Raw genomic sequence first — 26,741 nt, 5'->3', positions numbered from 1 at the left:
TATTTCACAGACTTATCTATTTTTTACTTCCTTTTTATAAAAATCATATAATAGTTCAATAGATGAGCTAGATAATATGGGCATTGCCTTCTCAACTAATTCTCTATTCCAATCAAACCAACGCATTTCCATCAGCATATTCATTTCTGTATCATTAAACCGCTTCTTTATTTCCTTAGCAGGATTTCCACCAACTATTGTATACGGCGGAACATCTTTACTTACGACAGTTCCTGCTGCAACGATTGCACCTTCACCAATTGTAACGCCAGGCATTATTATAGCATTCATTCCAATCCAAGCGTCACTTTTAATGACTGTATCACCCTTCGGTTCATATGAATGTTCAATTTGCTCAGCGAATGGATATACTGTAATCCATCCTGAGTGATGATTATGATTACCACCCATTAAAATGACTACTCCACTGGCAATACAAACATAATTCCCAATAATGAGTTTATCAAGATGCCATCCCATCTGTTCAATTGGATTGAAAAGTGCTCGGGACTTAGCATCCCCCCACAAATACCTTACACAGCCATCTTCAAAATTTTGATGACCATAATAACCTGAATAATAGGAGTACTCTCCTACCTCAATGAGTGGATTTGTAACTATATCTTTTAAATACTTCGTTTCTGACCAATGATTATATAATGGATACTTCATACCTTTATTCCTCGCTTCTAAGTATTGTAGATCTTTATAATTCACTTAGAAGCTTAATACGACTGCTACATTTTTTAGCTTTCTCAAACGACGAATCATTATATTCAAGCCTTTCTGTTATAATAAAAAAATCATAACGTGTTAAATTACATAAGTCAAATTGCAACATGATGTACTGAAACTTAAAGTGTGAATTGAAATTTAAACATTAAAACAATCGAATTTTCAAATAACAAATCCCAATTACATATCATAAAGGTTTCTTAACTATACATCTAACTTCTTTCCTGTATTAGCTGTAACTTCCTCGATATAGTCTTATTACATTTTAATTTATCTGATAAATCAATAAATGTTAATATGATTATAGAAGATATTATTATCCATTAGATTTCACAGCTAGTTTTTCACAAAACGATTTCTGAATCCTTAAGTAAATAGGAGGTTTAGAACATGAAACTTTTAAGACAATCAACAATTATTGGTGCATTGACTGTTGGAGGATTTTTATTTTCGAATACAATTGGTACGCTCCCACCTGTTTCTGCTGAATCGCAACTTATACAAAAGGAATCGCAATTTTTAGATAATTGGCGTTGGCAAAGCTATTTTTTATTACATCATAATGCAGATTTTATAGAAGAGTTAGCAGTTGGTGACTTAAAACATGGAGATACATTCGATGTTACTATATATACTGGTGGTAAAGATACTGGTATTGTAAAAATATATCAATTGAGCGGGAATGAAAATGATGAAATAAACTTACATAGATATAAAACCATTTATGACTCGGGTTTGAATCATAATTATGGTAGATTTGTAACACCTATTACTAAGGCTTATAATCCTGGAACATATGTAGCTGTTATGAAACTTGGAGAAAATTATTATTATGGAGGCAGCTTTAAAATCTCAAAATAATTAAACCTCATCAAAAAATATTGGATACTATTTTTATTGAGTAAAAACCATTTTAAAAGCTCCGCTACCTTATATAAGATAGCGGAGCTTTTTAATTATTCACCCTTTTTAAGGTTAAAAAAATGCTTACTCTCTTTATAAATTAGCATTTTATTCAATAACTATTTCGAGTTCTTTAAGTTCTACAAATAAAATATGCAATAGTGCATATTTTATTTGTTCACTCTTTAAAAATGCGATAATTTATCTATAAAAATATTTAAAATTAATATTAGAAGGAGAATATTACATGTCTTTCTATTCTTGGTCTCCTCTTATTTTCTTAATAGTTGTTGCAATTATCATTTCTATTCAAAAGGCTAAGAAACAATAATTTATTATTTGGAGGTGTAATAATGTCATTTGCAGCATGGAGTGCAATTTTTATGACTTTAATCGGAGCAATTTCTGGAGCGGTCTTTGGTACGATCTCCTCTAGAAATAAAACCAAAAATTAAATACTAACGCAAAAATAAATTTCTAATAAAACTCTATACAAAAAAGTAGCCTATAAAATTTTATAGGCTACTCTTCATTTTATGAATATTATTTAGCTAATTCTTTCGTACCCTTCATTACATCAACGAAGAAGCCCCAGTTATTCACAACAGAAGAAATACTAATATGTTCATCTGGAGTGTGAACGTTAAATATATCTGGACCGAATGAAATTGCATCTAATTCAGGCATCTTTTGAACGAATACACTACATTCGATTCCTGCATGTACAGCAAAGATTTCAACATCTTTATTGTATTTTTCTTGATGCACTTTTTCAAACAAATTGCGAATTTGTGAATTCGGATTGTATGGCCATTCTGGATACTCTGACTCGATTTCAAATGTTGCACCAACTAAATCGGCGATACATTTAATCTCATCTGCAACATGTTGTTTTAAACTACTTACAGAACTTCTCACTTCGTTACGTAATTTAATTTCATTTTGTAACGTTTCAATAACGCCTAAATTTGTTGAACTTTCTACAAGACCTTTAATATCCATACTCATACTTTGAATGCCGTTTGGAATTAAGAATAATGATGAAATAAGTTGCTTTTGTGTCTCTTTAGCAAATACTTTTTCTACTTTCTCATCCAATTTTGTAAGTGTAACGTGAACATCTGGATCAACAGCACGCATTTCTTCTTGTAATACTCTCGTCCAAGATTCTAGTTTTTCTTCTACTTTCTCTACATCTTCTGTACGTAATACAACTGTAGCTACACTTTCACGCGGAATTGCATTTGTTTTTAATCCGCCGTGAATTTCACTTATGTCAAATTGAATATTTGCTGATAAATCGCGTAATACTCGTCCTAATACTTTATTCGCGTTACCACGTTGTTTATCAATTTCCATACCAGAATGTCCGCCTTTTAAACCACCAACATATAGACGGTATGCATCTGTATCCGCCGGCGCTTCATCCCATATTACTGGAATTGTTTCAACAGCTTTCGCACCACCTGCACTACTTACAAGTAATTTATGATCTTCTTCAGAATCAATATTAATAAAAATCTTACCATCAAAGTGATTTGCCTCAACAGCAAAAGCCCCACCCATTGTTGTTTCTTCTTCAGTAGTAATAACTACTTCAAGTGCTGGATGCGGAATGTCTTTTGAATCTAATAAAGCCATTGCATACGCAACTGCAATACCATTATCAGCACCTAAAGTCGTTTGATTTGCATATAACATGTCCCCAATGATTCGTAATTCAATTGGATCTTTTTCAAAATCATGTACAGTTGCTTGATTTTTTTCACACACCATATCCATATGACCTTGAATGATTATTGCTGGTACATTTTCATAACCAGCAGTTGCTTCTTTTTTAATAATGACATTCAATGCTTCATCTTGAATCACTTCTAAGTTACGCTCTTTTGCGAAGCCTACTAAATAATCACTAATTTCCTTTTCATTACCCGATCCTCTAGGAATCTTTGAAATTTCTGCAAAATGATAAAATACAGGGTGCTTTGTTAATTGTTCTAAAGTAGAATACATTTTTAAGCTCCTCTCAAAATGACAAAATAATATGTAAGTCTTTTATCATTATACCATGATTCATTATTTTCACTTTCTATTTCATACTTTAATATCTGCTCGTTAAACATTTAAATTACATATAAAAAGAGAAAGAAAATGCACTATGCATTTTCTTTCTCTTTTTTTGCTCTCATATATTTTGAAGTACTATTATTCATTAATTTCTCTAACCGATTTATATTTTCCGTTAATGCACCTTTCACAAGAGAGAAATCTGTATTGGGTGCTTCTTTTTTTTCTTTAAAAAACGAAGACTTTTGTACATTTACTTCAGCCATCTCTTCTCCCCCTTTTCAAAAAAATACAACCTTTTATTTATATTATATAGCAAATGCAGACAGGGTGTACACGTATCATTTTCTTTTTAATTCTTCTTCTAATTCTTCTACTTGCTGCATCGTATCCCCTTTAATTAACGAGAAATCTGATGTACCTTCAACTCCTAGCTGGCATTCTCTCTTTTTTATTTTTGTTAATTATCATAAAATTACCAATATTAATCTACTATTTAATAATAATATTTGATATTATAAAAAAGTAGATTTTAATGGAATTATAATCTAATATATCTTTGGTTAAAATAATTTTTCACACATAATAGATTTAAAAACAACACAGTCTATTTACACTATTATGCGTCTAGATACAACAGAAAAGAATGAGGTTATTTCTGACAATGGACTCTTTGTTATTGAATCACCCAACACTCAATGGCTATTAACTCGTAATATAATAAATGATTCCTTTGATATAACCTATTTAACCAAAAATCTTTTCGAAAATGAAATAGCAAAACTAATAAAAGATTAATCCTTTAAGACGGGAGTATATTTATATTGAATAAACAACAGCATTCTAGCAAAAAAAAGGAAGGCTTTTTCGAAAATAGGATATTACCCATCATCACTGTTCTTTCAGGTGTCATTCTACTAGTGTACAAAGGGTTAGAATTTATTTCAAAGTATGTATTAATTTTAATCTTATTTACACTAATTATTGCTTCGTTATACTTATTGTTTATGAAAGAAATAGTTGGTGCTGTTATTGGACTCCTTTTTGCGGCCCTTGGGTATTATATGTATAAAATCATTTTTAAACAAAAAAGAAATAGCAGATAAGCAAATCATAAAGAGTGTATATAAAAGAGAATGCTTTTACGCATTCTCTTTTATATACTTATATGGAATTGCCTCTACAAATTTTTCTAATCGATCCACATTTTGAGTCAATGCACCTTTCACAAGAGAGAAATCTGTATTTAGTTCTTCTTTTTTTTCTTTAAAAAATGAAGACTTTTGTACATTTACTTCAGTCATCTCCTCTCCCCCTTTTCAAAAAGATACAATCTTCTATTTATATTATATCGTAAATGTAGACAGCGTGTACAAGTATCATTTTCTTTTTAATTCTTCTTCTAACTCTTCTACTTGCTGTAATGTATCTCCTTTTATTAACGAGAAATCTGTTGTATCTTCATTATCTTCTTTAAAAAAATCATTGTCATAATCTTTTATCACTACAATCACCTCTACGTGCTAGTGTAGGAATGATTGTCCGATTTTATACAAGTTTGTCTAAATTCGCATTACCTTTATGTATAAGTGAAAAGGACAGAAAAAATTTCTGTCCTTATTTACTAAAATAACTATGATGTATTGTTAAATTATATACATTTTCAAAATCTCGATCTTGCAGATTATTTTTCTTCCCATCAATAACAATAAAAACATCACTCACTATTTTTGCTGGTATAATTCCGACATTTTCTACTTGCACCGCTTTCTGCTCATTCAATTGCTCAATGTGTTCAAACGGAACGATAATACTAAATTGCGAGCGGATACCGCGAAAGTTCGTATTTAATTCCTTTGCCGCTTCAAATACAACAATCTTCGCCCCAATCTTTTCCCCATATGAATCTAAAAATGCGTTTAAACTTTTTGTATATTCTTCTTCCGTATGCCATTCCATCGTACCGAACACTGCTGGATTGACATTTTGAATAATTGTTGTGTATATTTCTCCTCTTGCTTTAGAAGCAATTAATGACCGTTTTATCGATTGAACAGTCTTGCCGATATCGCTAAATTTCGCTCCCCATATTTCTGAAATATTAGGTGTTAAAATAAAGGCAATATCAACGAAAATAACCATTGCAGTGAACATTAAAAGATTTTTCCAGAGGGTTAAATCAATTCCTTTTATCATGAAATACACGGTGACTGATACTATAAACAACCCATACCAAGTCTTTCTAATTCGTTGCTTCTTCTCCTCGTACAACTCTTCATTTCTCCAGTAAAAGAAAATAAGTACTAGAAAAACGATTGCTAAAATAAATAAACCGATTCGAATGTTAGAGATCACCAATGACATCACCCTCCATTCAAAAACTACTCACGATATCATTACATGCATAAGCAGCTCTCTTTATGACAAAAGACGTGGACAAGCTTCTAAACTTAGCAATATCGCATATACATTAGAAGGTACCACGTCTTTTATCCTGAATCTACATTGTATATGTAGACAAGCATGCGTTTCAAATTTTCATGTTAAAAAGAAATATGTTTCGGAATTTCCCCTTCAGGTACTTCTCCATCCATACTTAAGTAATAATGACGAATTGGACGTAAATCTTCGTCTAATTCATACACAAGCGGAATGCTCGTTGGAATATTTAATGAAACAACACCATCACTTGAAAGGTTATCTAAGTATTTCACTAGCGAACGAATCGTATTACCGTGCGATGAAATAATTACCTTTTCTCCATTTTTTAATGACGGCGCAATTTCTGAATGCCAATAATCAAGTACTCTTTTCTCCGTATCCACTAAACATTCTGTCAATGGAAACTCACCTTTTTTAAGTGCTTTATATCTTGGATCATTCATTTCATATCTAGGATCATCCTCAGTAAGAGCCGGTGGTCTTACATCAATACTTCTTCTCCAAATATGAACTTGCTCCTCACCATATTTTTGCGCGGTTTCATCTTTATTTAACCCTTGCAATGCACCATAATGTCTTTCGTTTAGCTTCCAAGATTTATGTACTGGCACCCAGGCAAGATCCATCTCATGAAGTACAATCCATAACGTCCGAATTGCTCGTTTTAATACAGATGTATAAGCTACATCAAAAGTATATCCGTTTTTCTTTAATATCGCTCCTGCTTCTCTCGCTTCACTTAATCCATTCTCTGATAAATCTACATCTGTCCATCCAGTAAAGCGATTTTCAAGATTCCATAAACTTTGTCCGTGACGAATAAGTACAAGTTTTATCATAATAATTCCCCTTTCGGAAATGTGAATTTTATTGTTCCATTGCGTACACGTATAAAGTATCTAGTAATGTATCTTTTTATCCATTCACTCTATGATCAAACCATAGTTGCCAAATGTATGGATAAAATTTGTTCTTTTTCAAACTATAAAAACAGATATATTTCTTATTATTTTTGATCGATTACAACTTCTCGTTTTGATATCCAAGCATCAAAACCTGATCGACTATTTGCCATTTCATTCATAACTTGATGCCAATTTTCTTCACACGATTCACCAAATTTTGAAAAAATAGCACTCATTTGTTCTCTTTGAACATCGCTCAGTTTTTTCTCTAAATCTACACCTATTTCTGTTAAAGATAACTGTTTCACACGGCGATCATGTGTAGCTTCATTACTCTCAATTAAGCCCTTTTCCACAAGTTGTCGTAATGGTCCGTGAAGAGCTTGTTTACTTATTTCTAGTAGTGATAATAACTCATTTACACTTATCCCTGGAAAGCGTGCGATAAAAAATAAAATTCGATGATGTACTCTTTGAATACCATACTCTTTTATAATTTCATCTGGCTTTTCAGTAAATGTTTTATATGCAAAGTAAAATAATGCTAATGCTTCATTCATCTGTTCTTCTTTATGTTGTGTCATCTACTTTCCCCCTGTATGTAAATTATACCACATTCTCGTAATGAATTTTTAAATCCATACTCTAGAGCTACTTTCGTTTATTACAAGACAGCAAAACAACGAGGAGATGATTCACTTGAAAACGCAATATACTGTTAGTACTTATTTATTAGACCGACTAAGCGAATTAGGAATTGGACATATTTTTGGTGTCCCTGGTGATTATAATTTGGCTTTTTTAGATGATGTAATAGCACATGAAAATGTAGAGTGGATTGGCAATTGTAATGAATTAAATGCGGCATATGCTGCAGATGGATATGCTCGTATAAAAGGAATCAGTGCTCTTATTACCACCTTTGGCGTTGGGGAATTAAGTGCCATTAACGGAATTGCTGGTTCATATGCTGAAAATGTACCCGTTATAAAAATAACAGGTACGCCAACAACAACTGTAATGGAAAATGGAGAGCTCGTTCATCATACGTTAGGCGACGGAAAGTTTAATCACTTTTCCAATATGTATCGAGAAATTACCGTTGCACAAACTAATTTAACCCCAGAACATGCTGCTGAGGAAATTGACCGTGTGTTACGTGCATGTTGGAATGAAAAACGCCCTGTTCATATTAATTTGCCGATTGATGTGTATAATAAACCAATTAATAAACCTACAGAACCAATTTTACATAAACCGATTTTAAGTAATAAAGAAACACTGGATAAAATGCTTCTACATGCCATTTCAAAAATAAATAGTGCAAAGAAACCTATTATTTTAGCTGATTTTGAAGTGGATCGTTTTCATGCTAAAGAATATTTATATCAATTTGTAGAAAAAACAGGGTTTCCTATTGCAACGTTAAGTATGGGAAAAGGAATATTTCCAGAAAAACACCCTCAATTTATAGGGATTTATACTGGTGATGTAAGTTCTCCATACTTGCGTAAAAGAATTGATGAATCTGACTGTATTATTAGTATTGGTGTGAAGTTAACTGATACTATTACAGGTGGCTTCACACAAGGTTTTACGAAAGAACAAGTTATTGAAATTCATCCCTACACTGTGAAAATTACAGATAAAAAATACGGGCCAGTTGTAATGAAAGATGTTTTACAACAGTTAAGTGATGTAATTAAGCATCGAAATGAAGAAACGCTTGATATTAAGCCATTTATTTCAGAATCACTACCTATAACAGAAGAGTTCAATCCAAAAGCACAAATGGTTACACAAAAACGTTTTTGGCAACAAATATATCATTTCTTACAAGAAAACGACGTCTTACTTGCAGAGCAAGGAACACCTTTCTTTGGTAGTGCCGCTATCCCTTTACCAAACAATACTACATATGTAGTGCAACCATTATGGGGATCGATCGGCTATACGTTACCTGCTCTACTTGGTACACAGCTCGCTAATTTATCGCGGCGCAACATTTTAATTATTGGTGATGGTTCTTTCCAATTAACTGTCCAAGAGTTATCGACCATGCTTCGTCAAAATTTAAAACCGATTATATTTTTAATTAATAACAATGGTTATACTGTTGAACGTGCAATTCATGGTCAAAACGAACCGTATAATGACATACAAATGTGGGAGTACACAAAACTAGCGAAAGTATTCGGAACAGAAGAAAAAAGCCTAACATGTAAAGTAGAAAATGAAACAGAGTTACAAGAAGTCTTAACTAAAATAAGTATTGATAAGGATCAGCTTACCTTTGTTGAAGTTGTAATGAGCCAAGGGGATCAACCTGAACTGCTAGCTAAACTTGGGAAGAGATTCGGCCAGCAAAATTCTTAATATAAAAAGCATAACCTAATTATATAAAAGGAAAAGGATGGAAATTGCCACCCTTTTCCTTTTATATATACTATTTTAAGAACCTTCTTCGACTAACGTCTCGTGTGACAAGTCAAAATTCTTAATCAACCTTTAACTTTATAGCTTTTGTAGCAATAAATGTTTTAATATGCTTATCTAATATCCTTGTTCCACCAAAATCATCCTCATAAAAACCTGTTATAATAAAACCCGCTTCAATTTGGCCTTGGATTTGATCTTCCAGTGTATGCGCATATTCTATTGTTTGATTTGAATCGATGTAATCTTGAACTTCATCCTCTGGTAAATAATCCAATGTCGATGAAGGGATTGAATGTTTTACATCAAGAATACCTTTTTGTTCTTGATTATCATCAAAAATCCATAGTAACGGATTTGTAAATCCAGAAATGAGAATACCTTTATTCTTTAAAACCCTTGAAACTTCATTCCATACAAGATGTACATCTTTTACAAATAAATTAGAAACAGGATTTACAACAATATCAAAATATTCATCCTCAAAATCACTGAGGTCTGACATATCTCCTTGAACTGTTTTTAAATTTAACCCATCCCGTTCTGCTACCTTTTTATCTTGTTCCAACTGCTTTCTTGATATATCAGTAACTGTTACATCCGCCCCAGCAGCAGCTAGAACAGGTGCTTGTTGCCCTCCACCTGACGCTAAGCAAAGTATCTTTAATCCATCTAATGATTTTGGAAACCAATCTCTAGGAACTGATTTTTCTGTGGTAACTGTGATTTCCCATTCACCTGATTTACTTCTTTCAATAACCTCGCTACTTACAGGTTGTGTATATCTAGAACCTTCTTCAACCTTTTTATCCCATGCATTACTGTTTTGTTGAGTTGTATCCATTATAACTATTCCCCCTAGCTATCTTGTTACATTTTAAGTGTAAGATCATTTACTATTTATGCTTTTTTTCTATTAACCTAACCAATAATTAATACATATTTTTCTATATTTATATTAACAGATAAAAAGTAGTAAGAAAAATAAAATATTCTAAATAGAAAAAATACAAATTCATTTAAACAAATAAAAAGGCATTCCAAACTTGTTGACGGTTGGAACACCTTTTTATTTGTTATTTAAATTTTCAACCTCTTAACTACACCCATTAAACAAATCAATTACAATTTATTCCGCAAGCGTTAACTGCCAAGACACACCATACTTATCATTTAACCAACCAAATTTTTTACTAAACGGATAGGCACCTAAAGGCATAAGTACTGCTCCATCCTCCGCTAGTTTATTAAAAGCTGTTTCAATTTCTTCTTCCGTATTACAAGTTACATAAAGAGACATAGCTGGCGTAAATGTAAAATTATGATTTACATAACTATCTATGCACATGAACTCTTGCCCGTGTAATGTAAACGTTGCATGAATGACAGTACCCTCTTTACCAGGTCCGTTTTCATCGTAACGAGAGATACTTACAATTTCTGATTGATCGAATAGCGACGTGTAAAAATTCATCGCTTCCTCAGCTTTTCCTTCAAACATTAAAAACGTAGTAATTTTTTGATTTGTGTTACTCATTTAGAGACAACCCCTTGTTATGTATTTATGCAAAATATACATCGATTAACAAAAACGAACATACATTCTTATGAGTATATTGTCTATAAAAACGATGAGTTTGTCAATTATCTACTTTCTTATTTCTTCTTAAATAATGCTGTCCAAAGAAATGATTCTCCAAACATAGTATTTGGTTGTTCAATCTGTTCCATCTTTCTAATTTCAATCACTTCAAATCCTTTAAATATCTCTCTTAATTTTTCTTCCGAATAAGCAAGACCTCCTTGTAAACTCCATCCTCTATATACGTCCCAATCTGTTATTTCTGATCCATTTCGCTCATCTAAATCACCTGCCGCGAAACACGTTAACCCGAAATAACCACCTGATTTCAATGCGTTTTTAATTAAATCCACATAATTTACTCTTCTATGTGGTGGAATATGATGCAAACAGCCCGAATCGTATACAAAATCAAATTCATTTTGAACCTCTAAATTGAAAATTGAATCACAAATAAATTCAATTTCTACTCCTTTTGCTAAAGTCCTCTCTTTCGCCCAGTTAATGCCTTCTATAGATAAATCTACTGCTGTTACATCAAACCCTTCATTTGCTAGATAAATTGCGTTTCTACCCGGACCACATCCAAGTTCCAGTACTTTTCCTTTTGAAACCCGCTTTTTTTGTATATACGAAACTAGATTCTCATCTGGAACATTTTCAAAAAACGGAACATCTTTTTCTCTATTCGCATAAAATTCATTCCAAAATGGTTCTGCTGGTCTTAATAATGAATCCAGCATTTTAATAATATCTTCTTGAGTGTGCAACGTTTCATTTTCCATTTGTACCCCTCCAATTTTAATATTCAGAAAATTATTATATATCTTTCAGAACTTTAAGACAAAGAAAAAACTCCTACATTCAATAGGAGTTTTTCTCTTTAAAATCCAAGTACAGCTAACCATTTTAACAACTTCTTTTCTCGCGCTTTTAAATCATGGTTCCTAAGCTTACCTAACTGTATTTCACTAACAATTTCTCCGTCCGCCATAAAAAGAACCCTTTCTGTTTTCGCTGCTACCTTTACATCATGAGTCACTAACATAATAGTAGTTCCATCACGATTAATATTTAATAAGATTTGCATTACTTCTTCTGTTGATTTTAAATTTAGAGCACCAGTCGGCTCATCTGCAAAAATAACATTTGGATTATTAATGAGCGCTCTACAAATAGAGACTCTTTGTAATTGCCCCCCAGATGCTTCGGTTATATAATGTGACGCTATATCACTTATCCCCATATTCTCCATTAGCTCTAGAGCACGTTTATTTACTATTTTCTTACTCTCACATTTCGCTAAATATGCTGACAAGATGATATTATCAAATAGATTCAAGTTTCTAAGAAGGTTGCTCTGCTGAAAAATAAATCCTATTTCAGTCAGGCGCAATTTGGCTAACGCTTCTTCTTTCATACAAGATATTTCTTTACTACCAATTTTCACACTTCCTGATGACATTTGATCCATTCCACTAATATTATATAGTAACGTCGATTTCCCAGAACCAGAAGGCCCCATAACCGATACAAATTCTCCCTCATAAACTTCTAAATCTATATTTTTTAGAACGTGATAATTTGCATTTCCATCTATTGAATATGTTTTGTTTACTTGCTTTACTTCTACAATTTTTTTCAAGTGATACACCCCTACTCCCCATTTGGCTTTACATCGTTTGTTTGCTTCATAGTAAAACTACTGAAAAGCGTTGTTGCAGTCACACATATACATAATATAGCTGGACATATTACATAAGAAACGATAGGATTCACGACAAACTTTATATGAGCAGCTCCCATAAAAGACCCTAACCAACTTACTAACATTTCACCAAACGTAGCAGCTATACATGTCCCTATCACAATGCCTAATAATACAATGACGATAGAACGTGTTATATACTGTATACGAATATCTTTACTAGAAAAACCAATATTTTTCATAATTAAAATTTGCGAAGAATCTTTTGCTAATAACATTTTAAAAAACATTGCAGTAATTAAAACTGATATCAATATCGCAATCAAAATAGCCACTTGAGTCACGAGTCTTAATTGTTTAATTGTTTCTCCTAAAGTTTGCGTTAAATAATCATCCGTATCTGTTATTTTTGCAGAACTAAATTTTTGTTTATACTCCTTCACTTTTTCTTGCAAATCAACATTAGACTTTAAATCTACATTTACTACATACCATAATATGTTTTCGTTATTATAAGAAAAGCTCGCTTTAGCTGTTTTCCCGCCATTTGTTACATCTTGATACATACCACTAATCGTTAGTGTTTTCTCTTTCCCATCAACAAATAAAACGATATGATCCCCTACATTCTTTTTTAATTCATTTGCGTTCATATAAGAAAGAGCAATTTCATTTTCATTTTTTGGTGCCCTACCTTTGATATAGTCTAATGGAAATGTAGTGAAGTCTCCCATTTCTACATGTAAGTTTTCATGTGTACCATCAGCGTTTACCATTTTAAATGTACTCGTAACAAATGTTGCATATTTTTCTACTTCTTTATCATTTTTTACATATGAAATAACACCCTTAAAACGTTTCTCTATATTTTCAGTTTGCTGTAAATCTATTCGAATATCACTTTTTCCTGTCCCCATATAATTTACAAACTTCGGTGACTGAATCGTATGCAAAAAGTTAACAGGTACAACAATCATAAACACAGCTATTATTAATACGATACTTAATACGCGATATAACTTAAATCTTTTTATAACATCTTGTATACCAATAAATATATTTATATTTTTAAATTTAGATTGATTGAGTGAAAAAAAGTTTCTAATTTTTCTTTTCCCTAGTTTATCTCTTGATCGTAAAGCATCTATTGCTGTAATTCCCCTAAATTTCCGTAAAATGATACGACAGAACAAGATAACGACTAAAAATAATAGTGTTGTAATTATGAATGGCACAACATTGTGTAAAATACTTTTATCTGCCGCTCCCATATAAAGAGTGATATTCGAAGTGAATATCTTTGTAACAAATAGTGAAAGTATATATCCACATATACACCCACCAGCTGAAATAACAACATATTTTGTTACATATAGTTTTTGAATATCTTTACTTGTAATGCCGATAGCTTTCATAACACCAATTTCCCGATAATCTTCTTCCATCGAAGTAATAATCGTAAATCTAATACATAACATTGCAATTAACATTAATAATGCACTTATTATGATAAGTACTGCAGCTATTATTCCATCTGTTAATGAATTGAGTGTTTTAAATAGTGAATACGTAATAGAGGGACCTTTTTGTGGTAAGTTCGATGACTTATATAGATTTTCAAATTCATTTATTTTATTTTCGTCTGTTAGCTGGAATTCAATAAGATATTCGCTTTCTCCAAAATTTCTTTTTATTCTTTCAAAATCTTTATTGCTTATTACAAATCGTTTTGAACTAACGATTGATGGGTTCATTTGAACATCACGAACAAATGCTGAAATCGTAAATTCTAGTTCATTATTATCTTTAATAACCCATATTTTATCTCCCATACGCAAATTATATTTTTGCATATAATAAATGGGTACACCTATTTCCCCTTTCCTAACATCAACCACTTCATTATTTAAATTTAATAAAAAATCAAACTTACTATTTTGTTTAACGAAACTAATGTCCATTACACTATTATGTTCTGCTTGATTTTTCTTTTTAATAAAAATGTTAGATCCATTTATTTGAACCATCTCAGCCGTTTGCTGTTTTTTTACAAACGGATTTTTTTCTACAAAGGAATCAATTGACTTTTGATTTACTTCTCCGGCATGCATTTGTACGAAGTGCGGTGCGTTTGATACTTTAACCAATTGATCCATTGAGTTCAATAGATTTATAACATTACTTGAAGCACTAGCCATTAAAAGACTTGATAACATGATAAACATAAATAAAATAGTAATTATCATTTTATTTTGAGAGAAATCTCTTTTTAACATTCTCCTAATCATATAAAGCTAGTTCCCTTCATTGGATAGTATTTTCTTCGTTACAACTGCTATTAATAACATTATGAAACTAATAACTAATATAGGTAAATAAATTTTCATACTGAATTCTTCAAACATAAAACCATAAACGACTTGCCCAATCGGTGCCATGCATTGGGATACCGCTGTTATAATTGCCATTACTTTTCCTAAGTTCTCATTTGGTGTTTTCTTTTGAACTACAGTAATCACATAGATGGATACAATTGTCATGATCATTGCAATTAAAATAGAAGAAAGTATAAAGAGGATAAATGGTGGATAGTGTCCTAAATTAAGAATAAATGGTGTAACTGATAGTGCCATCGGTATTACTGATAAAGCTATTAAAATCATCCAATAATACAATGTTTGCATCTGTAGCTTTTTCGCAAAAAAACCTATTGATAATGCACCTATAATAGTAGCAAAATCGATCAATCCCATTCCAATTCCATATAACGTGTGGCTACTTTCCATTGTTACTCGTATAATAATTGGAGCACCAACAACAAATAGCGGCGTCAGTATTAAATTTAGTAATGCGGCTAAAAGCATAGATTTCAAAATAAATGGTTGTTTTAAAACATATATAAACCCTTCTTTCATATCCTTTACAATTGTCGGTATGATATGGCTTTCTTGCACTCTCTTTATAAAAGGTATTGTAATAAACATTTCTAAAATCGCAGATAAAAAGAAAGCAAGACAACTTATTATCAAGAGCATTTTCAAACCAATTATGCCGTACAATATTCCTCCTAATACAGGGGCAACTATATTAGATAATGCTTGCACACCATTTACGATACCGTTCGCTTGTTCTAATTTTTTCTCTGGAACTAATTGCGGAATACTTGCCATTACAACTGGTGCGTACATTGCATTAACGATTGCTAGTAAAAACATAATTGTTCCAATCAATAGAATAGATACAGATCCAGTAAATAACAAAACTATAAAGCTTAATACAATCGCAGTATTTATAAAATCAAAAATAACCATTAATTTACGACGATTGAAACGATCTGCTATCGCTCCGCCAAGAGGAGCTAGCAAAAACGGAATACTCGTTATCGCATATAATCCTGCGAATATATCAGCACGCCCTGTTAAATCTAGCACATATAATGACAGAGCAAAACGTAAAAGTGTTGAACCCAAAATAGTAATAATTTGCCCACTCACCATTAAATAAAAATCTTTCATCGAAGGTTTTATACTAATAGATATCATAATCACACCCTTCCTTTAATTTAGACCGACTGTCGGTCTATAATAAACAAACAGAAAAAATATTATTTCTGTTTCATTAAAACCTCCAGCATATAATTAAAGGATCCTTCTTTCGCTCCAACAGATACTTCCATCATTTTAATATAAGCTTTCACTCTCCTCATCATTTCTTCCGGCTTCCATTGGAATAACCCATCATCAAATATGACTTGCGCTGATGATAGTAATAGTTCAATCGTTTCTTGTGGATATGAAGTCGAAAATATCCCTTCTTCAATTCCTTGTTCTAAAATTTCTGTTAATACAGGAGATAAATGAATAATAGATTGTACTAAACTTTTTTGATGCATTTCTGCATTATTTGGTTGATGAAATTGCTCAATCATTTTATCTTTTACATCCCCTGATTTTGGCGATTGCTCCATTAAAACTCGAAATAACTTTTCTAATACTGGTATATTTGGATTAGAAACGATTACTTTCGCTTTAGCAACATCTTCTTTAATAATCCTCATAATAATCTCATCCATTACTTCTTCTTTCGATTTAAAATAGTGATAAAACGTCCCCTTTGCTATTCCTATCTCTTTTAAAATGTCATTCACTGTTGTTTTCGTATAACCTTTCGTAAGAAATAATCGTTCAGCCGTTTCTAAAATTTCTTTTCTACGCTCCTCATACTCCTTAATTATTCGCATTCACGTTCTCCTTCCAACCAGACCGACTGTCGGTCTATTTTAATTATATGTTTAATTAGTAAAAAGTTTCCTATTTTATACATATACAACATCCTACTTCCAATTTCCTTTATAAATTTTTATTTCTTAACGTCCGTTCAATTTGTTTAAAACGTATCTCACGCTTCTTATCATCACCTTTCATTTTAGGAAAAAAGGTTTTCGTATTGGTTAACACCACAAATTACATTGATTAAACAACTACTTATATCTTTACGAAAAAATAGAACAGCATGTACTAACATCCAAAAGCAATTCGAAAAAATTTTAATTAATCCCAAAGCTTAAAAGATTACATATATTATCAAATATTTTTTAATATTGTTGTGATCGAAGAGCGTTCCCTTAGGTGCTCTTTAATTTTAAAATAATGATTTGATTAAGCCTTTTCACCTTTTAATCGGACAAGCATATATTATTCTATGGAGGAATCCACTCATAAAAATCTACTTTTCTTGTCAAAGAGTATGCTTATATGCGTGCTCTTTTTTATTTGGTTTTCTTTCATTTCTAAATAACATTTTCAACTCTATTCATACTATTTTTTCAACTTTAGGTTACAAACTATTTCTGTAAGCGTAGTGTTTCTTTTGTACTAGAGGCAGTTAGTTTTATCCATAACAGTACACCTCTGCACTATTCACTATAAATTTTCATATATTATATTGTGCTTGTCCAAAACGTGTGGTTATCACTCACGCAATATAAATGAAAGAAAGGAGTGAAAATATGCGATCATCTAGTCGTAAGCTCACAAACTTTAATTGTAGAGCACAAGCCCCCAGTACACTACCAGCTCTCGGCTTTGCTTTTAATGCTACTTCACCTCAATTTGCAACACTATTTACGCCACTACTACTACCTAGTACAGGCCCAAATCCAAACATTACTGTCCCTGTAATCAATGATACAATTAGTACAGGAACTGGTATTAGAATTCAAGTAGCTGGTATTTATCAAATCAGTTATACATTAACAATCAGCCTCGATAATGTTCCAGTAGCCCCGGAAGCAGCGCGCTTTTTCTTAACACTAAACTCATCAACTAATATTATTGCAGGATCTGGAACCGCAGTCCGTTCTAATATTATTGGCACTGGTGAAGTAGATGTATCCAGCGGTGTCATTCTAATAAACTTAAACCCTGGTGATTTAATTCAAATTGTACCCGTTGAAGTAATTGGTACAGTAGATATTCGTTCTGCCGCTTTAACAGTTGCACAAATTCGTTAATAAAAACAATATGCTTAACTAATTAACATTCAACATTTAATATTCCTTATACATTCCAAAATATATGTTATAGATTTAACACACATTTATATTAAACAAGCATATTTTATTGTATGGTGACTATGTAGTCACACAAATCTAAAGCGTTCATAAAAGCACACTTATATGTGTGCTTTATTTTTTATGAAAATCAAGCTTTAATATAACTATTTTGTATCACTTTATACTCATCACTCTTTTAAACATTTACCTTTTTATTGTTATATTTGCTCATTGTTTTTCTCTTTGTTTTACTAATTAGCTGATTAATCTCACAACACCATTTATTAAACATGTTTCTTCACCCCTTGAATATTTTTTAAATAAAAATACATACTATTTTCAAGCCGCCGTGTCCACGGCTAATACTTCTTTCTTTTGTTACAGCAGAAGCAGGTAGGTTCTTCACTTATCTGCTTTCTCTGTATATTTTTTAAGAAATCGAAAATAATACCAACAAGCTGTTTGAACTAGCAGCTTCACTCTTCTCGTAATGGGGATGCAATTTATTACAATTAGCTAACTCATTGAACTCACTGGCAGACAACCAAAATCGTTGTCTGCTTTTTGTATGAGATTTTTTGTTTTACATATACTACTTTTGAACCTGCAGACCAATACGAGCCATTTTGGTGCTTGGGAGTTCCCTTCCGGGGATAAGTATTTTTTACTTATCCCTTTTTTTGTATAGACACGTATATTTATGGCAAAACTAATTACAAGCAGATTTTCTGTTTATGCGTAGTTCTAAACAAGATTACTTTTTCTCCTATTAAAGGACGGCAGGTACGACTGCTAGTCCTTTTTTCTTATTTCGCATACTATCCTATCCCTTTTGTTAACTTCACACTGCATTATCTTCATCGTCGTAGTAAGCAATTTCCCAATAAGGATGGCAGTTGTGCATCTCGAGTTCCCATCGAACAAAACTAACAAAGTTACAAATTTCTTTTACCAAATCGGCCAATTCTTTGTTTGCAAAAGATGTTTTCATATCGTTATACCAATTGATTTTTTCATAATTCGTATCATCATCAGAGGAGCTAGTACGAATTGCTTGCTCTCGATTTTTTCCGATTAAATATTGTCCATACGTAAGTTGCACTTGTTCTTGAATTACGACATGGTTGTAGTACCCTTGTTCTACTGGTTTTGGACTATAAAATTCCCCTTATAAGTTTTAAATACGGTGAATGAAATTTTTGTTTTTTTCTTGCCATCATCCTTGTTCTATACAAACAAAAAAAGAGCCACAATATTTTGCGACTCTTTACAATTATAAATATTTAACGGCCACGTCTTTGCTGCCCTTGCTTTGTACTACCTTTTTTATTACTTGGCTTATTAAATGATCGGTTGTTTTCATTTCTTGAACTATTTCTTGAATCGTTTCTTGTGCGACCTTTAGAACCACTTCTTGAACCTTCACGGCTATCTCTTTGACGATACTCGCCTGATTTCTTCGGAGCCGGCTTTGGTACCGGTTTTCCATTTTCATCTACACGTTTTATCTTCGGTTGTTCGATTATTTCTCTTTGTATTGGTGCACCAAGCGTTTTTTCAATTTCTTCTAAATGTTTTTCATCTTTCGCTGCAACAAACGTAATTGCAAGACCTGATCCACCTGCGCGTCCTGTTCGGCCAATGCGGTGAATGTAACTCTCTACATCTTCAGGGATATCATAGTTAAATACGTGCGTTACACCATCTACATCAAGTCCACGAGCTGCTACATCCGTTGCGATTAAGTACTGAATTTTAGCTTCGCGGAAACTCTTCATAACTCTTTCACGTTTCGCTTGAGGTATATCACCATGAAGTTCAGCACAATTATAACCTAGTCCTTTTAAATTATCATACAATTTACTTGCTCTAACCTTTGTACGACAGAAAATAACTGCTAAAAATGGCTGATCACGATCCATAACAAAACGAAGTGCATCTGGCTTTGCACGATCTGTCGTCTCAATGACACGCTGCTCAATTGTATTTACCGTTACTTCTTCACTTTGTACTTGAATCATTTGCGGCTCATCCATATAACGTTTCGCCAATTTTTTAATATCTTTTGGCATAGTTGCTGAGAATAACATCGTTTGTTTACTACCAGGTGTCTCATCTAATATATCTTCAATATCATATAAGAAACCGAAATAAAGCATTTGATCCGCTTCATCTAATACAATCGTTGACAGATTACTTAAATCAATTGTTTCACGTCGTATATGATCTAATAATCGTCCTGGTGTCGCAACAACTATATGTGTATTTCCTTTTAATTTTCTCAATTGCTGTGCTACATCTTGTCCACCATAAATCGCTAATACATTAATATCTTCTCTTTGAACAAGCATTTTTTTAATTTCAGTTGTAATTTGCAGCGCTAGTTCCCTTGTTGGTGCAACAATTAAAGCCTGAACATCGCTACATTCTGGATCGATTTTTTCTAAAATTGGTAACACAAATGCTAACGTTTTACCCGTTCCTGTTTTCGCCTGCCCAATAATATCTTTACCTGACAGTATAACAGGAATTGCCTGCTCTTGAATTGGGGTTGCTTCTGTAATTCCATTTTCACGTAATGTATGATTAAACGTTTCACTAATTCCTAATTCTAAAAAGTTTTTCAAATAGACCACTTCTTTTCCTTATTTTTCACATTAGCTTTCATTGTACCATTTGTTTCGCCAAATATGAAAAATAAAAAATTTCTTATCTTCTTTTTTTATATTCGTCGTGTACTAGATGAACAAATTCTTTTTGCTTTTTCTCGGATTTTATTAATGTTTCCATTTTGTTAATTTGATATAACTATAAAACAACATAATATTCCATCCACTCGATTCGTTGTATAAGATTTTCTACTTTACCACTACAAAAATTCTTATACGCAGTTTGCAAATTGAATTACGCATTAGCCAATGCTAATGAATCGACCTCTTTCAACTATTCATAATAAAAAAAGTATGTGGAAAGATACCACCGCTATACTGAAAGACATCGCGAAGGAAAAAAATATTAGTGAGGTTGTATTCTTGAGGGATTTTGAGCTTGAAGATACATACGGAAATAAGAAAAATAAAAATGTCATGAAGATTAATTACAATCGTAAAACAATAAATAAATTTAATTTTGATAACTTTTCATCTAATACCATCCCTACTACAGCCAAACAATAATGGCAACATTCTGTTGTAGAAAACAAATAAAGCCGACTCATAGAGTCGGTTTTTTATTTTGATTATCGTTTCAAGGACTAATTTATTTGCATATCGATATAATTCGCAAACGCAAAAGCACAAGTTATCATTTTGTTCTCTCCAGTTCCTTCTCTTGTACCTTGAATTGTACAATTTTGAAGATTAACGCTTGTAACCGTAATTGTTATTGCATTGTTTGGAGTTTCATCATATTCCAAATGTACACTCACGTTGAAACCAGCTGCATTCAAATCACTCGCTAATTTTAAATTACTCGCTATTGCATTGCACAAGCTATTACAATTGTTAGTATTACCTCCACCTGGTGGTTTTGGTGGTTTTGGTGGTTTTGGCAACTTCTCATCAAATCCTTTTCTAATAAATTTTATATTCAATACATAATATTCTTTCTCAAAAGAATTGATTATGGAGTTTGTCCCATAAAAAATTAAAAATTTTATGAGTTTCACATATGGTATTTTACAAACAGGATTTAAACAAAAAAATGCCCCACAGGACGCCTCTTTTTTCATTCATTCTCTTGTATAATGTTTACGAAACATTTCCATAATGCTAGTGGCGGTGTTAGGTGATAGATGAGTATTTTAATAATGGAATGGAACTTTTACTCGATAAAGATTCCTTTTTAGAAAAATATGTTTGTATAAAAATAGAGTATAGAGAATATGTGAACCAAAGATATTATATTTATGCTTTTAATAACGACCTGCCAGAGTGGCATTTTAATATGGGCAAGTTAATCATAGTTATACAAGATAAAGAAATTATAGATTCAATAAAATCACAAGTATTCTCTCTTGAAATAGGGATTTTTTTGCAAATAATGTAAAAAAAGATTTAGAAAGACCGTCTAACACATAATATACCAAATACTGGATTAGTGAATTTTGGAAGCATATACCTGAAAAAACTAAATAATTGATTGTCGCTTTACGAATTGTACTATTTGTTCTCATGATTGCATCAGCTAGAGTAGCGGCTGTGACAAAAAGAAAAAGCACCACCTTTTTGGCAATCAATTCCTTTAAAACCAACTTTACTTTTTAATTTCCCGCTGTATCCCGCTGCGAATACACCTGCAATATAGTCGATGGCTACTATAATAACGAGAACTTTTAATGTCGTATCCCACTCTCCTAAAAAGTACTCGCAATAGCCACCAAAAGCAGTAATAAAAAATTTTAACAATATATTAACACGTTCCATTCCATCTCTCTTTTTTTACAACTGGGTAAAATTTTTTAATCGATTGCCAAAATTTCCAGATTACCAACCGTTGTTTTCCCTTTTATTTTTTTCAGCTTGCTTAATTCTTCTTTATCCTGTTTTAACGCTTCTACTAAAGGAGAATTATCATCAATGATATCATTAGCGATTTCCATAAAACTAATAATTTTATGATAGGTCAGATTATTCTCCTCGCAATATTTTTCTAAACTAAAATAGGATAACTTATTTAAGTCATTTAGCATTTTTATCGTTTCTAAAACTTTAGCCCATCCTAAAATACTCATTTAAAACAACTCCTTTAAGTTTATTGTTAACTTATTTCCCCCCAAAGAACCATATTTATTCTTTCAAAAATAAAAAGAGAGACTATAATAACGCCTCTCTTATTTTTTATTAGTTTAAAATAATAAACTCATCTTCTCCTATAACCTTTATTTAAATATATAGGTCTCTTATACATATATATTTAAATTTTACGGAAAATCGTTTTTTAATTGTTTTATAGAGAAAATCTTCCTCCATGATAGCAATAATACTGTGCTGCTTTAAAACTTTTAATCCTATTTAAAGACTGTTTCGCTTTTTCTATATCTAAACAAAAATTCGGATTAGCTATTACTAACTCACGATTCTCATGAACAGCCGCATCTCCCGTAATTACACAATCTAAATTCGGAAAATATAATGAAATATGTCCCGAAGTATGTCCTGGGGTTGCTACTATTTGACATTCATTATTCAAAATCATTTGATCATCATGTACTTTTTCATCGACGGAAATATGTTTTATATTTTTTAACTGTTGTATAAACCATTTACCAAATTCTTTTTCTTCATTTGGCATACGTTTTAACATTTTTTCAGCTTGAGCCAACCTCTCTGATTTTATATCACCACTAATATAGTTAGATTCAATTTCACTAGCAATAATATTAATGTGAGGATATTTCACTTTGAAATCATATAAAGCCCCTAGATGATCAGCATCATAATGGGTAATAATTATATTCTTTAAGTTTTTCATCTCATACCCATGTTTTAATATTGCATTTTCAATTAAAGGTAAAAAACTTGGATATCCTGTATCGACTAACGTTAATTCATTATGTAATATAATTAAACTTGGATAAACACATTGTGTTTGCCCGTTAAATTCGAATTCAATTGGTAGTTCTATTATTTTCATTTTGCTTCCCCCATACCGCTTATAAAATGCATAATAATAACTAAATCATCCACATACATTTTACAATATATATACTATGTAACGGAACACTATGAATCGTTGCATAATCCACATTATATTATTTTGAACAGATAATCCCCTATTTTTATGGAAATATATAATTAAGAAAAACAATAAAATTGATTAATCTCTCACTTCTTTGTCCATCCTTTTAAAAAATCTATGTTTTTGTAAAAGGAGTGTTTATATGGAGAAACAGACAATTTGGAAAAAGTTCAAAAAAAGCTCTGTAAACCTCGGTAAATCTAGCGTATATGAAAGTATTATTTTATTCTACACAATGAAAAAGAAAGAATTACCTACTAAGGCGAAATTCATAATATTAGCCGCTTTATCTTATTACATATTAACAATCGATTTCATTCCAGATATAGCTGCTATTATTGGGATTGGCTTATTAGATGATGTTTTAGCAATCGCTGTAGCGCATAAATACGTTATGAGACACGCAGATGCTGAAATTCGAGAAAAGAGCAAAGTAAAGATGGAGTCATTATTTACTTCAGCACAAGCATAATGAAATTATCTAGTCATTTACCTACCTTTTTACTTTCAAATAAAGCTAACTGTAATTAATAATAGTTCCACCTCACTGAATATTACCCTTCACCATGAGAGCATAGCAGAATAAATTCCTAAACAAAAGCATTTCCCTTAGCTCTCAAACCGTAAACAAATCGGGAATCAGCACTTGTTCCTAAGTTCTGACTCCCTTTTATTTGTTCTTATATCTATCTGTTATACAGTTTCATGCATTCCCTTATACAAAACTGACATTGCCGCTACTATAAGAATCATACCCATAAAAGCAGGTGCGGCATGACCAAGTGATACATAGATTTGTCCTCCAATAATCGGACCAATCATTCTTGCTAACGCTTGAATAGATTGGCTTCCACCTTGAATCCTTCCTTGTTCACTAGAACTGACAGACTTTGAAAGCATCCCGTTGAATGAAGGCCCAAAAATTGAATCCCCAAAACCAAACATTAGCATTCCAACGATAAGTAGTGGATAGAGTGAAAACAAAGCTGATGCCGCAATAAAACTGTATCCTATAATCTCCGAAACCATCCCAAGAATAGCTATTTGTTTATCACTAAGCTTGATTAAAAGCTTTGGCATTATAAAACTTTGTGAAACAATGTCTTGAAAGCCCAAAATTGAAAACATAAGTCCGATTAATGCAGGTTTCCAACTGAAAGTATCCATTGTAAATTGCGTGAAAATTGCTTGTAAAGATCCGTTAGGTATCCAAAGTAAAAACGCTGAGATAAGTAACCATTTTAGATTTTTCATGGAAAGTATATTTGCTAGCTGTGCAAAAGGATTTAACCTTACAAAAGTAATCTCTTTTAACCTGTTATTTTTGTCAAGGCTCTCTTGCATGTATTTCATACCATATAAAACATTTAATAAAGTTATGAACGCTCCAAAGTATAAAGGTACAGAATGACCAAACTTTGCAAGTAAGCCCCCAAGAGTTGGTCCAATAATAGTTCCCGTACCTACAACTGCACTCACCCATCCAAAGTATTTCGTTCGCTGCTCTTTCGGAATGATGTCTGCAAAATATGCGAAGATAGTACTTATGCTCCCACCTGTTATACCTTCTATTATGCGTCCAGCAAATAATACCCATAAAGCGCCTCCTATGCCAAAAACTAAGTACCCAATTGCAGAACCAAATAAGCATATTAAAAGTAATGGACGACGGCCATACTTATCGCTGAAAGCCCCGAGTGCTGGAGCAGCTAAAAACACGCAGGCCGCATATACAGAAGTTAGTAGTGTAACAACTAATGCTTGTTCTTCCGGATTACTTGTATATGGCTGTACTAAGAATGGGACTACAGGCATGATGATACTGAAACCTATACCACAAAGAAATACAGAAATAAGGCCGAATATTAAAGCATGTTTATCAATGTTTTTTTCAGTTTCGCTTTCATTTTGTGATTTTAAAATAGACATTTAACTTCTCCTCCTTAAATTTCGTTGCTTTGTCAACAAAACAATAACTCTATTTTGTTGAATCGTCAACAAAAATACATTAATAAAAAAGCAGCCTATTCTCATTAAAGTAAGGCTGCCATTTTATTATTAAAATGTATTACGATTTAATATGTATACCTTGTTTCTTTATTTCCGTATCCAAATGCTTACTATATTTTTCCACAAAGCTAATTATACTGTCGAATTCTTCTTCAGTTACTTGCTCAAATACGACTTTATCCCTCTCTTGAAACTCTTTGTGCAAGTCTTCATGGATTTTATAAATTTCTTTCCCTTGTTCAGTAAGCCTAAAATAAATTTCTTTTTTATTTTCCGACTTTTGATAGCTTTCAATAAGGCCTTTTTGTATGAGCTTCTTAGTCATTCTACTTATTGCACCGCGAGTCACATAAAAAGCCTCCGCAAGTTGTGTCACGTTAGAATCTGCATTGTTTTCAATATATTCAATGCAATGTACTTCAGAAGACTTAAAACCTTTAAGACCTTCTTCCATCTTATCTTTATTAAGCCAAACTAGCTTATTATATAATTCCCTGAAACCATTCATGACCTGTTCTTCCTTGTTCATGTTCTATCCTCCTAACAGCTCATTCATACGCTAAAACCATTATATTAAATTTATGTTTCCGTTTCGACAATATTGATATAATTATTTGAGGTATCTTTGAAAATAGACGATTAACATATGATAATTCACTA

28 protein-coding genes and 1 pseudogene are annotated in these 26,741 nt (G+C 32.0%); 6 read left to right on the top strand and 23 right to left on the bottom strand.

From position 1 onward, the window contains the following. Nucleotides 1–12: 12 nt before the first annotated feature. Nucleotides 13–672: a CatB-related O-acetyltransferase gene (locus MR070_RS08045; protein WP_242261008.1), complete on the bottom strand. Its 660-nt coding sequence runs from the start codon at nucleotides 670–672 to the stop codon at nucleotides 13–15. 453 nt (nucleotides 673–1,125) lie between these two features. On the opposite strand from MR070_RS08045, the gene MR070_RS08040 reads away from it, so the two are divergent. Continuing rightward, nucleotides 1,126–1,596: a DUF5065 family protein gene (locus MR070_RS08040; protein WP_000771842.1), complete on the top strand. Its 471-nt coding sequence runs from the start codon at nucleotides 1,126–1,128 to the stop codon at nucleotides 1,594–1,596. A gap of 585 nt (nucleotides 1,597–2,181) precedes the next feature. On the opposite strand, the gene pepD is transcribed toward MR070_RS08040, so the two are convergent. Together pepD and spoIISB are read right to left on the bottom strand one after the other, a co-directional pair. Beyond that, a complete protein-coding gene (gene pepD, locus MR070_RS08035) occupies nucleotides 2,182–3,651 on the bottom strand; it encodes a beta-Ala-His dipeptidase (protein WP_242261007.1) in 1,470 nt (489 codons plus the stop codon). Nucleotides 3,652–3,794: 143 nt separating this feature from the next. Further along, complete coding sequence (gene spoIISB, locus MR070_RS08030) at nucleotides 3,795–3,971, bottom strand: stage II sporulation protein SB (RefSeq protein WP_063223876.1); 177 nt, start codon at nucleotides 3,969–3,971, stop codon at nucleotides 3,795–3,797. Between the two features lie 558 nt (nucleotides 3,972–4,529). Here spoIISB and MR070_RS08025 point away from each other — a divergent pair. Beyond that, nucleotides 4,530–4,811, top strand: a complete 282-nt coding sequence (locus tag MR070_RS08025) for a hypothetical protein (RefSeq protein ID WP_001041553.1) — start codon at nucleotides 4,530–4,532, stop codon at nucleotides 4,809–4,811. A gap of 36 nt (nucleotides 4,812–4,847) precedes the next feature. On the opposite strand, the gene MR070_RS08020 is transcribed toward MR070_RS08025, so the two are convergent. The 5 genes from MR070_RS08020 to MR070_RS08000 form a co-directional block, all read right to left on the bottom strand. Further along, nucleotides 4,848–5,009 (bottom strand): hypothetical protein, encoded by a 162-nt coding sequence (locus tag MR070_RS08020; protein ID WP_242261006.1) that lies wholly within the window; start codon nucleotides 5,007–5,009, stop codon nucleotides 4,848–4,850. Between the two features lie 75 nt (nucleotides 5,010–5,084). Next, nucleotides 5,085–5,210: a hypothetical protein gene (locus MR070_RS08015; RefSeq protein ID WP_000588712.1), complete on the bottom strand. Its 126-nt coding sequence runs from the start codon at nucleotides 5,208–5,210 to the stop codon at nucleotides 5,085–5,087. A 112-nt stretch (nucleotides 5,211–5,322) separates the two neighbouring features. After that, complete coding sequence (locus tag MR070_RS08010; protein ID WP_041184221.1) at nucleotides 5,323–6,060, bottom strand: type II toxin-antitoxin system SpoIISA family toxin; 738 nt, start codon at nucleotides 6,058–6,060, stop codon at nucleotides 5,323–5,325. Nucleotides 6,061–6,248: 188 nt separating this feature from the next. After that, the gene (gene gpmA / locus MR070_RS08005; protein ID WP_242261005.1) at nucleotides 6,249–6,986 is read right to left on the bottom strand and encodes a 2,3-diphosphoglycerate-dependent phosphoglycerate mutase; all 738 of its coding nucleotides are present in this window, start codon (nucleotides 6,984–6,986) and stop codon (nucleotides 6,249–6,251) included. A gap of 167 nt (nucleotides 6,987–7,153) precedes the next feature. Next, a complete protein-coding gene (locus MR070_RS08000) occupies nucleotides 7,154–7,636 on the bottom strand; it encodes a MarR family winged helix-turn-helix transcriptional regulator (protein ID WP_242239275.1) in 483 nt (160 codons plus the stop codon). 106 nt (nucleotides 7,637–7,742) lie between these two features. Here MR070_RS08000 and MR070_RS07995 point away from each other — a divergent pair, with 106 nt between their 5' ends. Beyond that, nucleotides 7,743–9,428, top strand: a complete 1,686-nt coding sequence (locus MR070_RS07995) for an alpha-keto acid decarboxylase family protein (protein WP_242261004.1) — start codon at nucleotides 7,743–7,745, stop codon at nucleotides 9,426–9,428. A gap of 121 nt (nucleotides 9,429–9,549) precedes the next feature. Here the strand turns inward: MR070_RS07995 and MR070_RS07990 are convergent, their stop codons facing one another. The 7 genes from MR070_RS07990 to MR070_RS07960 all read right to left on the bottom strand — a co-directional run bounded on the left by MR070_RS07990 (nucleotide 9,550) and on the right by MR070_RS07960 (nucleotide 17,018). Continuing rightward, the gene (locus MR070_RS07990) at nucleotides 9,550–10,332 is read right to left on the bottom strand and encodes a class I SAM-dependent methyltransferase (RefSeq protein ID WP_044791803.1); all 783 of its coding nucleotides are present in this window, start codon (nucleotides 10,330–10,332) and stop codon (nucleotides 9,550–9,552) included. A gap of 285 nt (nucleotides 10,333–10,617) precedes the next feature. After that, a complete protein-coding gene (locus MR070_RS07985; RefSeq protein ID WP_087931797.1) occupies nucleotides 10,618–11,025 on the bottom strand; it encodes a VOC family protein in 408 nt (135 codons plus the stop codon). Nucleotides 11,026–11,144: 119 nt separating this feature from the next. Continuing rightward, nucleotides 11,145–11,855, bottom strand: coding sequence for a class I SAM-dependent methyltransferase (locus tag MR070_RS07980; protein ID WP_242261003.1), 711 nt, complete (start codon nucleotides 11,853–11,855; stop codon nucleotides 11,145–11,147). Between the two features lie 98 nt (nucleotides 11,856–11,953). Beyond that, nucleotides 11,954–12,715: an ABC transporter ATP-binding protein gene (locus MR070_RS07975; protein ID WP_044791806.1), complete on the bottom strand. Its 762-nt coding sequence runs from the start codon at nucleotides 12,713–12,715 to the stop codon at nucleotides 11,954–11,956. A gap of 11 nt (nucleotides 12,716–12,726) precedes the next feature. After that, nucleotides 12,727–15,066: an ABC transporter permease gene (locus MR070_RS07970; protein WP_044791808.1), complete on the bottom strand. Its 2,340-nt coding sequence runs from the start codon at nucleotides 15,064–15,066 to the stop codon at nucleotides 12,727–12,729. 6 nt (nucleotides 15,067–15,072) lie between these two features. Beyond that, a complete protein-coding gene (locus MR070_RS07965; RefSeq protein WP_138321999.1) occupies nucleotides 15,073–16,320 on the bottom strand; it encodes an MFS transporter in 1,248 nt (415 codons plus the stop codon). A gap of 62 nt (nucleotides 16,321–16,382) precedes the next feature. Next, nucleotides 16,383–17,018 (bottom strand): TetR/AcrR family transcriptional regulator, encoded by a 636-nt coding sequence (locus MR070_RS07960; RefSeq protein WP_001220171.1) that lies wholly within the window; start codon nucleotides 17,016–17,018, stop codon nucleotides 16,383–16,385. 768 nt (nucleotides 17,019–17,786) lie between these two features. Between MR070_RS07960 and exsF the strand changes: the two genes are divergently transcribed. Then, the gene (gene exsF / locus MR070_RS07955) at nucleotides 17,787–18,290 is read left to right on the top strand and encodes an exosporium protein ExsF (protein ID WP_001257912.1); all 504 of its coding nucleotides are present in this window, start codon (nucleotides 17,787–17,789) and stop codon (nucleotides 18,288–18,290) included. A gap of 883 nt (nucleotides 18,291–19,173) precedes the next feature. Here exsF and MR070_RS07950 read toward each other — a convergent pair. The 3 genes from MR070_RS07950 to MR070_RS07940 all read right to left on the bottom strand — a co-directional run bounded on the left by MR070_RS07950 (nucleotide 19,174) and on the right by MR070_RS07940 (nucleotide 22,062). Further along, nucleotides 19,174–19,434, bottom strand: coding sequence for a hypothetical protein (locus tag MR070_RS07950; RefSeq protein WP_070806023.1), 261 nt, complete (start codon nucleotides 19,432–19,434; stop codon nucleotides 19,174–19,176). A gap of 181 nt (nucleotides 19,435–19,615) precedes the next feature. Then, a complete protein-coding gene (locus tag MR070_RS07945) occupies nucleotides 19,616–20,968 on the bottom strand; it encodes a DEAD/DEAH box helicase (RefSeq protein ID WP_242261002.1) in 1,353 nt (450 codons plus the stop codon). 617 nt (nucleotides 20,969–21,585) lie between these two features. Further along, nucleotides 21,586–22,062 (bottom strand): hypothetical protein, encoded by a 477-nt coding sequence (locus MR070_RS07940; protein ID WP_065212738.1) that lies wholly within the window; start codon nucleotides 22,060–22,062, stop codon nucleotides 21,586–21,588. Between the two features lie 56 nt (nucleotides 22,063–22,118). Between MR070_RS07940 and MR070_RS07935 the strand changes: the two genes are divergently transcribed. Further along, nucleotides 22,119–22,379: a hypothetical protein gene (locus MR070_RS07935; protein WP_242261181.1), complete on the top strand. Its 261-nt coding sequence runs from the start codon at nucleotides 22,119–22,121 to the stop codon at nucleotides 22,377–22,379. 79 nt (nucleotides 22,380–22,458) lie between these two features. Here the strand turns inward: MR070_RS07935 and MR070_RS07930 are convergent. The 3 genes and pseudogenes from MR070_RS07930 to MR070_RS07920 all read right to left on the bottom strand — a co-directional run. Continuing rightward, a pseudogene (locus MR070_RS07930) lies at nucleotides 22,459–22,756 on the bottom strand (phage holin family protein); the annotation flags it as partial. Between the two features lie 35 nt (nucleotides 22,757–22,791). After that, nucleotides 22,792–23,064: a hypothetical protein gene (locus MR070_RS07925; RefSeq protein ID WP_242261001.1), complete on the bottom strand. Its 273-nt coding sequence runs from the start codon at nucleotides 23,062–23,064 to the stop codon at nucleotides 22,792–22,794. 215 nt (nucleotides 23,065–23,279) lie between these two features. After that, complete coding sequence (locus MR070_RS07920; protein ID WP_242261000.1) at nucleotides 23,280–23,966, bottom strand: MBL fold metallo-hydrolase; 687 nt, start codon at nucleotides 23,964–23,966, stop codon at nucleotides 23,280–23,282. Between the two features lie 247 nt (nucleotides 23,967–24,213). Between MR070_RS07920 and MR070_RS07915 the strand changes: the two genes are divergently transcribed. After that, on the top strand, nucleotides 24,214–24,543 hold the full coding sequence (locus MR070_RS07915) for a YkvA family protein (RefSeq protein ID WP_242260999.1): 330 nt from the start codon (nucleotides 24,214–24,216) through the stop codon (nucleotides 24,541–24,543). A gap of 221 nt (nucleotides 24,544–24,764) precedes the next feature. Here MR070_RS07915 and MR070_RS07910 read toward each other — a convergent pair whose 3' ends face one another. Both MR070_RS07910 and MR070_RS07905 read right to left on the bottom strand, forming a co-directional pair. Then, entirely contained in the window at nucleotides 24,765–26,000 is a 1,236-nt protein-coding gene (locus tag MR070_RS07910; protein ID WP_000025585.1) for an MFS transporter, read from the bottom strand. A gap of 139 nt (nucleotides 26,001–26,139) precedes the next feature. Next, nucleotides 26,140–26,610 (bottom strand): MarR family transcriptional regulator, encoded by a 471-nt coding sequence (locus MR070_RS07905; protein WP_001030899.1) that lies wholly within the window; start codon nucleotides 26,608–26,610, stop codon nucleotides 26,140–26,142. Between the last annotated feature and the right edge of the window lie 131 nt (nucleotides 26,611–26,741).

The sequence above is a fragment of the Bacillus cereus group sp. BfR-BA-01453 genome (assembly GCF_022662915.1).
GTDB classification, from domain to species: Bacteria; Bacillota; Bacilli; order Bacillales; family Bacillaceae_G; genus Bacillus_A; species Bacillus_A paranthracis.
Note: the sequence above shows the minus strand (reverse complement) of the source record. Positions and strands in the feature narration are given on the sequence as shown.